Here is a 16,092-nt window from a genome sequence, read left to right as displayed (position 1 = left end):
CGAACGGCTCCTCAACTCAGATCGCGGGATGGCGCTTGTGCCAGTCGGTGATGCGCTGGAAGGCATCGCCCGCACGGACGAGACTTGCCTCGTCGAAATGTCGACCGACAAACTGGAAGGCGACCGGACCGCCATTCGGCGCGAAGCCGCCGGGAAGCGTCACGGTCGGGCTGCCGGTCATGTCGAACGGACAGGTGAAGCGCAGCAGCCCGGTGATCAGCGACGGGTCCTCACCGAGCGCCGCCATCTTGGCCAATGTCGGCGCAGCGAACGCCTGGGCCGGGACCGCGATGAGATCGACCGTCTCGAACAGCAGCCGCACGGCGCCGCGAAACGCCTCGCGCCGCAGCACGATCTTCTGATAGTCCATGCCGGATTGCGCCCGGCCGAGATCGAGCAGGCCGGCGAGCGCCGGACCGTATTCGTCCTTGCGTGCCGGATAGGTTTCTTCGTGCGCAACGGCCACTTCAATGCCGCACAGCGGGAACCAGTCCTCGATGACCGCCTTCGGATCGGGGAACGTGATCTCCTTGATCTTCGCGCCGAGATCAGCGGCAACACGCAGACCTTCGCCGAGCACCTTGCCGGCAGTCTCGTCGGTGCCCTCGCTGGTCCAGCGCCGATCGACCCCGATCGTCACGCCGCGCACGTCTCCGGACAAACCAGCGAGATAGTCCGGCACGGATAGCGGCACGGACGTGGTGTCCTTCGGATCCTGGCCCGCGATCACCGCCAATATCGCGCCGCAATCGGCCGCACTGCGCGCCATCGGACCGATGTGATCCAGCGTTGCGGCGAGTTCGAAAGCACCGTAACGGCTGACGCGGCCCCAGGTGGGCTTCAGCCCGGTGATGCCGTTGGCAGCTGAGGGAAAGCGGATCGATCCGCCGGTATCGGTTCCCAGCGAACCGAAGCAAAGCCCCGCCGCGGTGGCGACGCCGGAACCGCTCGAGGACGCGCCGGACCACAGATCGGCATTCCACGGGTTTTTCGGCGGATCGATCTTCGGATGATGATCGGCATAAGCGCCCTCGGTTTGCTGCAGCTTGCCGAGGATGATGGCACCAGCATCCTTCAGCCGCGCGACCACGGTAGCATCCTCACTCGGACGGAAGTCGCGATGAATGGTCATGCCGTGCGCGGCCGGCGCGCCCTTGACCCAGCACAAATCCTTGACGGCGATCGGCACGCCGTGCAGCGGCCCCTTGATCTTACCGGACGCGATCTCCTTTTCGGCTGCCGCGGCTTCGGCGAGCGCTGCGTCGCCCATCACATGGGCGTAGCTCTTGAGCTGGCCGTCGAGCTGCTCGATCCGCCCGAGCATCGCTCTCGTCACCTCGACCGGTGAGAGTTTCCTGGCCTGGATTTGCTGCCCGACCTCAATAAGCCCGAGATAGTGAAGATCCGTCGTCGGCATCGTTTCTCATCCCCGCACTTGGCACGACGCAAGCGCAGGCACTGCCCATCACCGCGCATGCGCCTCCGGCTTGGCGACACGGATGTGTCGCCAATTTGTTTGGCGGCAAAAGCAAAAAGCCACCCGCCCCTCCAAACGAAGGTGACGAATGGCCCAAATGCCGCGGCTATGAACTATCGCGTGGGTCCGGGATCGAACGGAGCACTCTGCGCGGCGATCGGGACGTCATCGGCCAAATCGACGCACGCAAGGTTCGACAGGAAGCCCTGTAGGAGAAAATTCTAAGGAGGTGTGCAGCGCGTTGTCAACGAGGCTGGTTGCACAAATTTCGCGAGGTGCTGCGCAGCAAATCGGCATGACCTCTTGCACCGGCCTCTGCGAAGATGGTTTCCTGCATGAGTTGCACTGAAAGTCGTCGATGACAAAGCCGTCCATTCCCGTTGGCATTATCTGCTCGCAGCATGGGCCCTATCAGGCCATGGGGCGCGAGATCCTGAAGAGCGCCATGATGGCGGTCGACGAGATCAACGAGCTGGACGAGTTCGACTTCGCGATATCGGCGCATGTCCGCGATCCCCGCGGCGTCATTTCGGAATATCATACGGTCTGCGACGATCTCATTCGCAATGTCGGGGTCGAGCACATCATCGGCTGCTACACCTCGGCCTCCCGCAAGCAGGTGCTTCCGATCGTCGAGCGCACCGACCGCCTGCTCTGGTATCCGGCACGCTACGAGGGGTTCGAATGTTCCGACAACGTCATCTATGTCGGCGCCTCGCCCAATCACAACGTGCTGCCGCTGGTGCGCTACGTGCTCGACAATCTGTCGCGCGAGATTTTCTGCGTCGGCTCCAACTATGTCTGGACCTGGGAAACCAACCGCGTCACCCGCGAGCTGGTGACGGCGGCGCGGGGACGGATTCTCGCGGAACGCCTGCTCGAGCTCGGTGAAAGCGCGGTCACGCACATCGTCGACGAGATCGTGCGGCGCCGGCCGCCGGTTGTCTTCAACACGCTGGTCGGCAGTTCGAGCTATGATTTCATCCGCGCGTTTCATGCCGCAACCGCCGCGGCGGGTCTCGACATCCCGATGCTGAGCTGCAGCCTGTGCGAGCCCGAGCTCAAGATCGCGGGTCCCGCATCGGCCGGCTGCATCACGTCGTCGGCCTATTTCGAAAGCATTCGCCTGCCCGAGAACCAGGCCTTCGTCGCGCGCTGGAAGGCACGTCACGGCGAGCACAGCAGCCCGTCGGTGGACGGGCAATCCGCCTATGTCGCGGTCTATCTGCTGGCCCGCGCGCTACAACGCGCCGGCACGTCCGATATCGGCGAGGTGCGGCGCGCCGCGGCCGGCCACCGCTACAATTCGCCGCAAGGTCCGGTCTGGATCGACGGCAGCAACAACCACTGCGTCCTGACGCCGCGGCTCGCCGTCTCCAACGCCGACGGACAGTTTGACATCTTCTGGGAAGCTGAAGCTCCGGTTAGACCGGATCCCTATCTGACGCAGCTCGACATCGCCGCCGGTCCCGCAAGGGATGGAACGTTGCCGAATGCGCCCCATTTGCGGGTTGTGAAATGAGCAAGCCGTCGTCATTTTCGCTGCGCGGGCGCAAGGCGCTCGTCGCCATCAAGGACGAGCGCGACGCCACCATCGTCAGGCGCCAGTTCGAACGTCTCGGCATCGACATCGTCACGTGGGATGGCGCCACCAAAATCGACTGCCGGCCGGACGTGACGCTGATCGACGATGAGTTCCTGCCGCTCGCCTCGCCGGCGCAGCGCGCGTCGCTTGGACGAAGCCCGGTCATCGCCCTGCTCGGCACGGAGACGCCAAGCCGCCTCAAGCTGGTGCTCGACCTCGATCCGGCCTCGTTCCTGGTCAAGCCGCTGCGCTCGGCCGGCATCTATGCCGCGCTGGTCCTCGCCTTCGAGCGAAGCGAGCGCACCAATGAGCTGAAGCAGCAGGTGCTCAAGCTCGAACAGCGTCTTCGATCCCGCCGCGTCGTGCTCGCCGCCGTCCTTCAGGTCATGCACACCCATGCACTCGCCGAGCCGGCCGCCTTTGCGCTGATCCGCCGCGCCGCCATGGAGCAGCGCAAGACCATCGAGGAGCTCTCGGCCGAGATCACGGCAAACGGTTCCCTGCCCCGCGCGGCGGGTTAGCCGGTATCGCCGATGCCCGGCCATCCGCGTCTTTGCGACGCGGAAAGTAAGACGTGGATACCGGGCCCAAGGCCGGGCATGACGAAGTCTGCAGAGCGATCGAGTACGATTGCCCTGCCGTCACAGGTGTGCGCTACCAAAATATCGAAAACAACCCCATGCAAAGGAGCTGACGACTGCTGGCGTTCGACAGGACAACTTGACACGTCGGGCAACTCAGGGATATTCTTCCAATATTCCGAAATCGTGCAAGCGCCCGTCGCCCGCAAGTGCGGGGCTATCGCTTATGGGCTCGATCTCTCCACGAACTCGTCATGCCCGGCCTTGGGCCGGGCATCCACGTCTTTGATTCCCGCGTGACAAAGACGTGGACGGCCGGGACAAGCCTGGCCATGACGACGTCGGAATTGCCAGTGTCGGAACACTGCCGACGCCATATGCGATTGCCCTACCGCCCGCGGGGCGAGGTGAAGCGGAGCCTGCTCGATTCGAAGTCAAGTCATCGCGCTTTAGTTCACCACCTGACGGCGCTCATCCGGGGTCAGCTTCTTCAACTGCTCCGCGTTCAACTGGCCATCGCCGATCAACTGGAAGGCGCTGTTCGGGTCGTACTGGCTTTGCTTGTCGTTGCCGCGCCGCTTTTGATCATCGCTGCCGTCGCCCCCGCCATAGCCGAGCACTTCGACGATGATGACGGAGGGCTGCTCGTTGGTCTGCGGCGGCGGCACGGCCGCCTGCTTGGCAGCGGCGCCCGCCGTGTTCGAGGCTTCGCTCAGGGCGCCCATGTTGGGCGCCTGCACCTGCGGCACGCCGATCACGCCGCCCTGCGCCTGAATGTTGGCGGCGTTGACGATATGCAGCGCAGCGATGTTGACGAAACTCGACGCGCGGATACCGGCCTCGCCCGCATCGACTGTGCCGAGCGGCGCGATCAGATCGACCGTTCCGCGCGCCACCTCCGGGATCGGTTGCAGCGTTGCGATGCCGGCGCCGCTGGACGGCACCACCGGCGATATCGTGATATTGCCGTAGTTGTCGTAGGCGCGCTTGGGCGGCGTATAGATCACCGTGGTCTTGGCGCCGCGGCCCGCGTTGATGTCGCCCTCCGCCGACCAGATCACGATGTTGCCGCCGAACGTCGTCATGATGCGCGACAGGCCCATCAGCACGCTGTTCTGCGAATAGATCTGGATGTTGCCCGCGCCCTGGGTGATGAGGCCCGCATCGGCGCCCGGCAGCAGCCCTTCTGTGCCGATCGTGACGCCGCCGCCCGGCGTCAGGAACTGGATGTCGCCGCCGAAATCGGTGTGAACAAAGCCGCTTTGAATCTTGTAGTTCGGCTTGCCCAGCGTGCCGGAGGCCGCCGTGAACATCGTGATGTCCCCACGGTAGGCGGACGGATTCGGGAATAGCGTCGCGATCGCCTCGCGCCCGCGCAGATAAGAGCCGGCGCGTGGCCCACCCGCGTCATTGTATTCGCGCCCACCCGCGGTCAGCTCGGCATAGTAGACCTGCCGCAGGAAGATGCGCTGCTGCGCCTCCGGCAGCGTGACGAAGTAACCGAGGGCATCGGCCTTTGTCCCGCCATAGCCGAAGCGTTCCGTCAGCCAGTCATAAAGCTCATCCCCGTAGGTCTTGGCAACCTTGCCGTGCTGGTCGGCGAGCGGTCCCGCGCCTGCGAGATTGTTCGGATCGAGATAGAGCCTGGCAAACCCGGCCCAGTCCACTTGTCCAATGCCGATCTCGCCGGCGCCGACTCCAGCCTGCATGACCACGCCGGCACCGGGCCGTTTGTCGCCCGCAGCGAGAGCTCCGATGCTTTCGACCGTGGCTGTAGATCCCTGATAGATGCTCCTGCCCGCCGTGATTTCGAGCGTGCCCGGCCCGGCGATCGCCCATCCTTGCTTCGCCGCGATTTGGAGCCCTGGCCAGCCAGCATAGATGATGCTGCCGCCGGCCGCGATGGTCGAGACGTCGTTCTGATCGCTATGCAGGATCAGGCCCATCGTATCGACGATGTCACCGCCCGCCAGCATCTGCAGCGGCCTTGCTGCCTGATAAGTCACGCTGTAGACGTTCGCGCCAGCGACGAACTGGCTTGTTGTCAGAATCCGGCCATAGGTAATACTCGTGATGTCGCCGTTCACAGCATAGATGCGCGACAGATCGCTTTGGGCCGGCACGACCCTGTCCTTCACCGTGTTCGCATCGAAGACGAAGGGCTGTCCGCCGGTGCCGTAAGAATAAACGGCTTGCGCGCCGTTGATTTGATCGCTTAGCGCATTGTAGTCGCCCCAGTAATTGGACGCAGTGATACTCAGTCCATTCGTCAAGCTCGCCCAGCCGGGCCTGAACGGCGTTGCCAGAGCCGACGCCGGCGTCGTCAGGAGACCGGTCTCGAGTGTGTTGCCGAAGATCGATCCTTGCGCGAAAACCTCGAACGCACCGTTCGGTGACTGCAGCAGCATTCCCCCGCCAAGTCCGTAGATGTTTCCGTTCGCGGCGACCGCCCGCATGATCGAGGGCAGGAAGCGGGAGATGGCCGGGCCACCACCCGGCGAGAGCGAACCACCGGCGGCCATCATGTCGAGTGCGGTGGTCCCGGTCCACAGCGTGAACCAGCTCGCTGCCTCGTCGCCATTGCCGGCGGCGGTGAGACCGGTGGTGCCGACACGACCCGGGTCGAGAATGGTTCCGACCGCCAGATCGCCACGCGCGCGGATGTCGATCGCGCTGTCGCCCGGTGCGAAATCGCCACCACTCAGCGTGGTCATGGAATAAGGTGTCAGCGGGTTGATCGGCCGCGGATCCGACCCGCCATCGACCCGAAAGTTTGACGCGGTGAGGCTGCCGAAGTCTCCCGTGGCGATATCGATCCGTCCACGCAGATTGACGAACTGATTGCCGCCGGTGCCGATCTCGCCGGCCTTCACCGACAGCGTGCCGCCACCGGTCTGCACAAGGCTGCCATCGGCCATCACCCGGCCGCTGCCGCCGACGGCGACGACGACGCCGCGGCCTGCGTCACCGCCGAGCGTGCCACCCGCTTGCAGCGTGACGTTGCCGCCGCCGAGCGTGCCAAGACCGGAGAACGTGGACAGTCCCAGGCTCAAAATGCTCGCGTCGCGGATTTGATCGTAGGTATAGCTGCCGAAATTGATGCCCCAGGCGGTCCACTGGCCGATTTCCGAACCGCCCTGGCGCCATAGCCAGGACCCGATCTCGGTCGTGGGCTTCGCCAGCGTGCCTTTGACATCGCCCTGCGCGACCAGCAGGAAGTCGCCGCCGTGCTCGGGGTAATACATCCGCTGCGAACCCAGCGTCGGTTCATAGTTCGCGTTTGCCGATCCGAGCAGCGAGCCATCGGCCAATGTGCCGCGACCGACGTTGTAAGGATCGTTCGCGGCCGTCCCGGTCTCCCTGATCGCCGTGCCCGCCGTATAGACGCCGAACGGCGTCTGCTGATCGTAGTTGCCGCCGGCGAGAAGTTCGAGATCGCCCGTGCCTGTACGCAGGACACTGACGCCCGTCGTCGTCGGCTTGTTGATGGTGACGTTGAACGGATCGTTCAACACCACATTGCCCGAACCGGCGAGCGCGTTGGCGGACTGCAACGTGCGGCTGTCGGCGCTGGCAAGATCGGCGCCGCCCAGAAGCCGCATCGACCAGGACTGCGTGCCCGGCGCGAGCATCGGGGCGATCGCCCAGATCTGGCGATCACCGGGCCCGGTCAGATTGATATTCGTCATGCCGGCCGGCAGCACCGTGCCCTTGGGCAGCGGCGTATCGGCAGTGAACGTGTAACCCCCAAATAGGACAAGGCTGGTCCCTGCGGGCAGCGTCACAGGCTGAAGCGTCAGGCTAATGCCTGCGTTGATGAAGATCTGCCCGGTGAAATAGACGCCTTTTTCGAACACGGTGCCGGCTGGAAATACTGTACCAAGGGGCAACACATCACCCGGATTGTAGGTCTTGTCCGGAGCGATGATTCGTCCACCATTCAGCGTCCTGACCCGATTGGCGGGTCCCCTCACGGTGAAGTCCTCCGCCAAGGTGATCGAGATAGGGAGCGAATTTGCGGCGTTCGGGCTTGCCGTGATGCTTCCGTCGTCGAGCTTCAACTCCATGTTGATTGTGCCGTCGCGCGGAATGGTCGAGCCATTGCCGAGGATCACGCCATTCGTCGTGACGGTGTAGGCGGCAGGCAACGTGCCGGTGGCAATCACGGTCACCGCGTCAGGCGACGCCGGCGGCGGCGCGAATCCGTCGGTGATGCTGCCGTTGATCTTGAGATCGCTGGCGACACGCACCACCAGCACACCCGGTTCGCCGGAGCCACGCACGGCCGGATCGGCGTTCGGCCCATAGCGGTAGCCGGAGAAATCCAGATCGCCCTTGGTCGATAGATCGCCGCTTGAGGTGATGGCAACACCGGGCCGCAGATGGAAGGCGGAGCCGTAGGCCGCAAGCCCGGCAAGGCGGTTCTGCAAGTCGCCATTTGCGAGCGCCGCGTTGATGAACTGCGTGCTGTCGGCATGCACACCGTCGAGATAGGCCTGATCGATGATGCTGCCGCCCGGAAGGTCATAGGTGCGGAAGCCGTTCATCGCGATGCTGCTTGCTCCGCTGATATTGAGCTGGCCGCGCGCGTCGACTGCAATATCGTTGGCGCCCGCACCGTCGCCGCCGCTGCCGCCGCGGCGCGGCGCGCTGAGCTCGAGCTTGCCCCGTGCGACGCCATCCGGCGAGGTCATGTCGATGGTTGCGCCCGCAGCCAGCGTCATGGTGCCGTGCGTGGTGGTGAGTTCGACATGCGCGGTGTTGTTGGCTTCGATCGGCACGCTGTAGCTGTCGATCCAAAGCACGTTGCCATGGACGTCGAGCACGGCATTCGAGGTGAGCCTGAGATCGTCGCGCGCGGACAGGCGGATGGTGCCGGGCTTCGCCCCGCTCGCGTCGATCCTGCCCGCGACGGTGAGGCTGCCTTGATCGACCGAGACCGCCACATAGCGCGCCTTCACGCCATCGCCGACCACAAGGCTGCCCTGGCGGAGATCGAAGCTGCGGGCGCCGAAGAAACCGGCATCGTTGAGCTTGGCATTCAACGCGGCGAAATCGCCGAAATTCTGCGCTGCGACCGTGAACTGGCCGCTACCGTAATCGCCCGTCGACGATCCCTTGAGCGTGCCGCCGAACCAAACCTGGCCATGCGCGGCGTCGATCGCCTTGACCGCGATCGAGCCCGCCGCATTGTTCGCGGCCGAGACATCGATCACCGCGCCCGCATTCTGGACGATATTGCCGTTGGCGGAGTTCAGGATGAGATCGCCGCCCCAGCTGAACTTGGTGACGTCGAAGAAGGCGATGCCGCGGCCCGACAGCTCGACGGTCGCGTTTGCGCCGAGCACGACGTCGTGCGTCGCATTCAGCGTCAGCTTGCCGGACGGCAAGGCGAATGCGGTGTCGGCAAATACACTGTCTCCGGTGAAAGAGAGCGTGCCGCCGAGATCCGTCACGCCACGCGTGTCGGCGGGCGCGGCCCCCGCCGGCATGACCAGACGCAAGGCCGCGCCGGCGCTGACGTCGAGCTTAGCCCCGCCGCTCGCCGTGATCAGCGGGGTCGCAATGGTGAGCGCGCCGCCCTGCAACGCGCCGGTGCTGTCCTGGCTGAGCCCCGCCTTCAGCGAGCCGTTGCTGTTAGCGGTGATGCGTTTCGCAGCCGTCAGCGTGACGTCGGAGAAGCCGAGCGCCACGCGGTTCAGCGTTGCGCCATCGGTCGGCCTGCTCAGTGAAGCATCATAGCCGAACAGTATCTCGTTGGCCGTGATGGCGAGATGACCCGATCCCGTGCCGGGCCCGCCGGGCAGCACCGCGGCGGGCGTCTGGCTGCCGTAAGGGCTCGTGGCGCTGCCGTTGCCCGTGCGAATGCCGTTCCAGACCAGCGTGTCGGCGGTGATGCTGGCAGTGTCGCCCGCGGAGCCCAGGCCATAAATCGCCGGTGTATTGAGAATGAATTTGAGCGAATCGGAGGCGCCGCCCTGGCGCCTGGTGTCGAGGTCGACACTGCCGATCAGATTGAACGCGCCGCTTGCCGTGATGATGAGCTGCTCAAGCGCCGGGCTGCCGGCAGTCGTCGACGGCCGCAGCAGCTTGTCGAGCACACTCTGGGTGAGATTCCAGCCCGCCGGCAGTTGCCCCGCGGCCTGCGCCGCGGCGAGCGCGGCCGCGGTGCCGACATTGACCCGCTCCTGCGTGACGTTGAGGTAACGCGCACCGAAATTGACGTCGCCCATCGTGAGCCCGCCCGGCGCGGCGAGCACCACGCTGCCGTCGGTCAGCAGCGACGCACCGCTCGCGATGCTGATCTTTCCGGGTCCAACCGCATCCAGGAACTGGAACCAGCCGTTGGCGACCGCGAGCACGGCCGGGCTGCCTGCGGGATCTGCCGACGAATAAGGCGCGATGTTGCCGTAGACATAGCCGAACGTGGAATCGACAGCGGCGCTGCTCAGTCCACGCGTATCGATCGTCGCACCGCCCGACATGCTGATCGTCTTGCCGACCAGGAACACCTGGCCGGCGCGGATCAGCGTGCCGTCGAGCAGGTTGACGGCCGCAGCCGTGCTTCCGTCGAAATAAATCTTGGCGCCGGCCCCGGGATTGTCCTCCGAAAAGTACGTGCTGGTGCCGCCCAGCATGAGCGTTGGCGCCCTGAAGGCATTGACGTCGTCGCTCGAGACCGACGTATGCCCGATAATCGGCGAGACCCCCGGTGCGGTGATGTCCAGAACGGCAGGACCGGACGAGACAATCGACGGCCTGACGATCAGCGTGCCGTCAATGCCGCCCTTGGCGCCATCGAACAATGCGGTGCCAGCGAAGGACAGTGATTTGGTGTTGTCCGACTGCTGGGCAAGTCCGATCTCGAGGATCTTGCCATCTTCCGGCAGACGCGGCCGGAAGCCGCCGAATGCGGCCGCTTGCGCACGCTCGAAATCGGCATAGCCGGTCTCGTTGTATTGCGAATAGAGCCGCGTGGTCTGGCCCGACGTGAGGATCACCCGCGTCGGCAACGCGTCCCTGATACCGGTATTGGCAACACCGAGAAAACCCGATGTGACGACGGAGCCATTGCCCGCAGCGACGGAAGCCGTGATGGTTGTTCCGGTTGCGCCAAGCTCGACGCGATAGCCGCCAGGCACCAGCGCGTAGCTCGACGGCAGCAGCGTGTAGGTGCCCGCCGGAACTCCCGGCACACCGGAGGGCAGCGTGATCTGCTGGCCGATCGCCGGATCGCCGGCCCCATTGGTTGCGATCACCGGCGCGTAGTCAGCGGCGTAACCGGGTACGATCGCATAGACCTTGTTGCCCGCAGAGCTGTAGCTGTTGACTGGATTGGCGTTGACGAGCGCCGTCTTCAGCACGTCGACCGAGCCGCCACGACCGGAGATGAAGCCCGCGCCGGTGAGTGTGCCGCCGCCAGTCAGGTCGAGCACGGCACCGGCCTCACCGACGACCGACGCGGCGTTGATCGAAACGCCGCTGGCGATCTTGATGTTACCTAAATGATCGTCGTAAGCGGCGCTCGCCAGATTGCGCAGTGTACCGTCCGCGCCCTGATAGGTGATGCCGTCCGAGGTGCCGCCAAACGGCATGATCAAGCCGGCTGCGCTTGCAGAGGTGATGCTGCCGCTGCGCAAGACGATGTGCGCGTTGAATGGGCCAACATTGTTGTTGAGCCAGATGCGCCCCAGTGGCGCGCGAAGAACGCCGCCCTGATCGATATTGGCGGCAACAAGGGTCAGATCGCCAAAGACCGAAGCCGGTACCGCCGGCGTCTGGTCGTCGTTGCGGCGGATAACGAGATGGGCGTCGGGGTCATAGCCGGCACTGATGCCATTTGGACGGAGCCCAACCACGATCGCGGCAACGGCGCCGCTCAAAGGATAGATCTGGTCTGCGGTCAGTGCGAGGTTCTCAACGTCGAGACCGCCGTTGCCGAACCGGATATCGCCACTGCTCTGCAACGCGATTTGATGAAAGCCGCGGGCGTCGAACGAAACGCTGATGGGACGTCCAAAGTCCACGTCTCCACTGCCCTGCTTGCCGGTGGCTCCGAACTGGACGTTGCCATAGACATCGACGAGATCGCCTGCGACCGTGAAACTTCCGCCGGCCGCCGGGTTGCGGACGTGAAGGTCGTTGATCCCGGGAGAATAGCCCACCGCCGCCTGCGCATCCGCGGCGTTGTAGACGCCATCAAGACGGACATAGGGCGCGGACAAGCGAACTGTGCTGTTCGGGGTGTCAGGCGCCGCGGCGATGACGCCGCTCGAAAGCCGAAGGCTGCGCGAGAGGCTGAGATCCACATTGCCGTCGAAGATGAGAAGGTCGCGGGTATAGAGCGCGAGCGAGCCGAAGCCCCCCTTCTCGACCTGGTTGACGCCAATCACCGTCCGCCCGAACTGCAGCGCCGGATCGGCCTGGCCGGGCGACAGGCTGGCGCTCAGCCCGCTGCCCGTAGCGTTTTGCACGAGCGTGATATCGCGCGACCTCTGGAACTCCGGAGGCAGTTCGCTACTGGCATAGGGCGAATTGGCGTTCGGCTGGCCCACGATGTAGCCGCGCCACGACATGGTCAGGTCCAGCGTGCCGCCGGACGCGCCGCTTCCGCCTGATGCCGCGCGCAATGTGCCGTCGAGCGCCATGCCGAAGCTGGAATAGAGCGAGATCGTTCCGCCATCGCTCGCGGCAGGCGTCGGGACGTAGCTGTTGCCACTTTCGACATTGACCACCGCAGCGGTGCCCGACGCGTCGATCAGCGCGCCCGGGCGAACGATCACGAAGGCATCGCTGACGACGGGATATTTTGGATCCAGCGCTCCGGTGCCGCCGATGCGGATCGTGCCGCCGTCCGGCACCGCAGCATAGGAAATCCCGTTCTCGTCGCGCCCGACCGCGTCGCGCGCAGAGACATCCAGCACCGCGTCGTTGCCGATCCAGAACGATCGGGTCAGGCCGAACTCGCCGTAACCCATGTTGTACCTGACGTCGCCGGGCGCATCCTGCAGGCTCGTGATCAAAATATTGCCTGCGGGCGCCCTGATCGCACCGTCGATCACGGTCTGGCGATTGGCGTAGATCGAGACCGAACGCCCCGGATCGACGTCGATCGACGCGCCCTTCGCCAGCGTGAAATCATGCAGGCTCCAGAACGTCAGATCGGCGCCGACGCGCTGCGTGGCGCTGCGCGTGAAGGAATTGATCGTGAATTTAGGAGGCGTCCAGAGGTCCGCGGCCTCCATGACGAGGCTCCCGCTGGGCGTGATGAAGCTGCGCGAGGTGAAGCGATAGACCGGCACCTCGGCGTCCACACGGGCGCCTTCGCCGATCCGGATGCCCGTGTTGCTGCTGATGTTGTAGGCCGTGAAGCCGGACTGGAAGATCGCCGGATCGAGCACCAGCGCCTCGGCCACGGCTTCGCCGATCGAGATCTCCTGGCCGGCGTTCAGCGTCAGCGTGCCGCCGCCACCGAAGCCGTAAGCGCGAATGGTGCCGTCGAGGATGAGCGGATTGGTGAAGAACTGCGTCCAGGCTAGATGCGAATAGTCATTGGCGACGAGACTGACATTGCCGCCCTTGCCACCCTGTGTCTTGCCATTCGCCAGGATGGCGCCACCTGACGACACATCGATGAGCGACCCGCTCGCAAGCGTGATGCCGCCTGTGGTCGAAACGGTGAAATTCCCGCCATCCAGATGCGCCCGGCCGGATCCATCGGTTCCAGTCAGCTCGTTGCTCCACAGCCCGCTGAGATCGACGGCGACGTTCTGGCCGATCGTGACCTGCGACTTGCCGTTCGGAGCGTTGAGCGCCCACCATAGCTCGTTCTGCCCCTGGCCGAACACGGCATGCATGAGATTGGTCAGCGTCACGCTGCCACCATGCGCCGTGACGTTCGCGCCGATCTCGACATGCGGCGCCATGAAGGTCACCTGCGCGCCAGGAGCAAGCTCGAGCGGCGCCTCGACAAGGATTTCCTTGCTGCTCGCAACACTGAGACCGCCCAGCCTCGCGGCATTGAGCGCGTCCGAATTGAACAATGCAGTCCCGATCCGATCGTCGGGCAAGACCGACGTGACGTTCAGCGCATCGGTGATGTCAGGCGTGCGGCCGAAGATGACCTGCGCGGCAGATGCACTGATGAGGCCGAGCCCCGAATAGCCACCGAGCGCGAGCTTGCCCTGGAGCGGCGCGACGTTCTGAGACAGCTTGTAGCCGTCGGTGGTGCCGTCGGGCCGCGCCGTCGTCTGGCGTGAGCCGGTGACGACATCAGCGACGATATCAGCTTCGAACACTGCCGTCGGCGTGGACAGGACGAGAGAGCCGGCGTCACGGCCGATGGTGTAGCCGTCCTCCCAGCGGGTGGTCACGCGGCCCTTGCCGAACGGGCTGGTCCAGACCTCGGTCAGATTCGGTGCAACCTTGCCGCCGAGCTTGTGCTCGCGAATGAAGCCCGCGCCAAAGCCGTAGAACTGCATATCGGCGCGTGCCTGGTTGACGCTGTAGAGACGGCCGTCGGCGCCAAGGAAATTGGTGGTGCGGATGTAGCCGCCCTGATAGCTGATCGAGCCGCCGGAGACGTCGAACACCGCCCCCTTCTGCGCGACGACTTCCTGCGCCGACAACGTGACGGTGCCGCCGACCGCGGCCCATTCGCCGATCCGGTGGGCGGTATTGGCGAGATATCCCGAGACCTCGAGCAGGCCACCGGGCGTGTAGTAGCGGTCGGTCGCATAGCCGCCGGTGCCCGCCGGCACCAGCACCAGATCGCGCGCGTCGATCCAGACGTCCGCGTTCTTCAGATTGTCCCGATCACGATTGGCGGGCGAGTCGCGCAGCTCGTTGCCTTGCACGTTGATCAGGAGGTTATTGGTCGACATCGGCAGCAGCACGCCGCGTACGCCCGAGACGTCGATGATCGATCCGCTCTCGGCGAAGACGCGGCGGCCGGCGCTGACCGCCACCTGGCCGCCTTGCGCCTGCGTGGTCGAGCCGTCCTTGAAGTTGACGCTGCCGCCGCTGACGATCTCGATACGTCCCTGGTCGAGCCGGTCGGCGAGCTGGGAAAGATTGTCGAACTGGGCGCTGGCGACCGGGGCGTGGGTGAAGGCCTTGGAATCGGTGACCAGCTGACTGCGTTGGCTGTCGAGCGCGGTGTCGCTGCTGTCGAGCTCGGGCAGGATCGCGGTCAGGCTGCCACTGGCGAGCGTGATGCTGCCCGCGGCATCGGACGCTGCGTTCAGGAGATGGATCGTGCCGCGGGTGTTGACCGAGGTCGTGGCGACAAGCACCCCGTTCTGGGTGATGCTGCGGCCCGCAAGCGTGATGTCGCCTTGCTGGGCGAAGATCAGGCCGGAATTGCCGACAGCCGCAATCGCGTCGCGCACGATCGGCGAGATTTCGTTGCCGCGTGTGGTCGAGGCCTGGTTGGCATCCGTGCTGTAACCCGGCCGCAGCAGAAAGTCGTTGCCGGCTGCGAGCTGCACCTGGCCTCGCGGCGCGCTGATCGAGCCGGCATTGCTGACCTCGGTTCCCATCAGCAGGACGAAGCCGCCCCCCTGCGTCACCGATGACGGTGCGTTGGTCGAGATCAGCGCGCCGGCCTCGACCCTCACCGCGCCACGGGCATCGGTGAAGCTCGGCACGTATTGGCCACTCGCCTGCTGCGAGTAGATGCCATTGCGCAGGAACTGGGTGTCGGTGATGTTGGCGGTCGAGGCGATCAGCGAGCCGACATTCACCTGGCTCGCACCACCGAAGATGATGCCGTTCTGATTGATCACATAGACCGAGCCGTCCGCCTTGATGTTGCCGAGGATCTGGCTCGGCGCCGCGCTGCCGACGACGCGGTTGAGGGCCACCCAGTTCGCATTGCCTTGCTGGTCGAAGGTCAGCGTGGTGCGCGCGCCGACGTTGAATGAATTCCAGTTGAGGATCGCCTGCGCCCTGGTCTGCGCGATGCCGACCTGGGTCTGACCGGCGGCATCGATCGCCTGCGTCGGCGCATTCGCGCCCTGCCATCCCGGCGCCACCTGCAGGCCGCCGGGCGCAAGGCCGTTGGGTACAGCGACCTGCGGCAACGTCACCGAACGCTGCGAGGTCTGCGCCGCGGCGCGCGCCGCGTTCTGCAGGCCCTGGATCGCCTGGATGGCGCGCGTGGCCCGCGCCATCGCATCCTGGCCCTGCTTGGCGGCTGCTGCCGCGTCCTGCGCTGCCGACTGCGAAGCCGCCATCGCCGCGGCCGACGGTGACACCGTCCAGCTCGATCCAAACGGGCGCGCGACCACCGGCGTATTGGCGAGAAGTGCCACGACGCTGACGCTGCCAAACAATGCAGTGCGAACGGTCGCGCGGGTGAGAGACCTGGAGAGGCGGGGAACCATGGAATCGCTTTCTTGCGCCGGGCGACGACAGCCGAAGATTTCGCGTCTCAGCGCCAGCACCGA

At 65.1% G+C, this 16,092-nt stretch carries 4 protein-coding genes; 2 read left to right on the top strand and 2 right to left on the bottom strand.

Annotation, left to right across the window (positions count from 1 at the left end; all coding sequences use genetic code 11):
- Positions 1-16: 16 nt before the first annotated feature.
- Complete coding sequence (locus tag ACVIGB_RS48555) at positions 17-1,417, bottom strand: amidase (protein ID WP_456723919.1); 1,401 nt, start codon at positions 1,415-1,417, stop codon at positions 17-19.
- A 418-nt stretch (positions 1,418-1,835) separates the two neighbouring features.
- Between ACVIGB_RS48555 and ACVIGB_RS48550 the strand changes: the two genes are divergently transcribed.
- Positions 1,836-2,999 carry a transporter substrate-binding domain-containing protein gene (locus ACVIGB_RS48550; protein ID WP_456723920.1) on the top strand — a complete coding sequence of 388 codons (1,164 nt, stop codon included), beginning with the start codon at positions 1,836-1,838 and terminating at the stop codon, positions 2,997-2,999.
- The gene (locus ACVIGB_RS48545) at positions 2,996-3,583 is read left to right on the top strand and encodes an ANTAR domain-containing response regulator (RefSeq protein ID WP_456723921.1); all 588 of its coding nucleotides are present in this window, start codon (positions 2,996-2,998) and stop codon (positions 3,581-3,583) included. The genes ACVIGB_RS48550 and ACVIGB_RS48545 overlap by 4 nt, the downstream gene beginning before the upstream one ends.
- A 509-nt stretch (positions 3,584-4,092) precedes the next feature.
- Here ACVIGB_RS48545 and ACVIGB_RS48540 read toward each other — a convergent pair.
- Entirely contained in the window at positions 4,093-16,029 is an 11,937-nt protein-coding gene (locus tag ACVIGB_RS48540; RefSeq protein WP_456723922.1) for a filamentous haemagglutinin family protein, read from the bottom strand.
- Positions 16,030-16,092: the final 63 nt, after the last annotated feature.

This window comes from Bradyrhizobium sp. USDA 4341, assembly GCF_054063755.1.
This window is presented reverse-complemented; position numbering and strand designations above follow the sequence as displayed.

Bases quoted from the DNA above. Each gene is read 5' to 3' on its own strand.
- ACVIGB_RS48540 (WP_456723922.1), bottom strand. From the start codon at position 16,029: ATGGTTCCCCGCCTCTCCAGGTCTCTCACCCGCGCGACCGTTCGCACT.
- ACVIGB_RS48555 (WP_456723919.1), bottom strand. From the start codon at position 1,417: ATGCCGACGACGGATCTTCACTATCTCGGGCTTATTGAGGTCGGGCAG.
- ACVIGB_RS48550 (WP_456723920.1), top strand. From the start codon at position 1,836: ATGACAAAGCCGTCCATTCCCGTTGGCATTATCTGCTCGCAGCATGGG.
- ACVIGB_RS48545 (WP_456723921.1), top strand. From the start codon at position 2,996: ATGAGCAAGCCGTCGTCATTTTCGCTGCGCGGGCGCAAGGCGCTCGTC.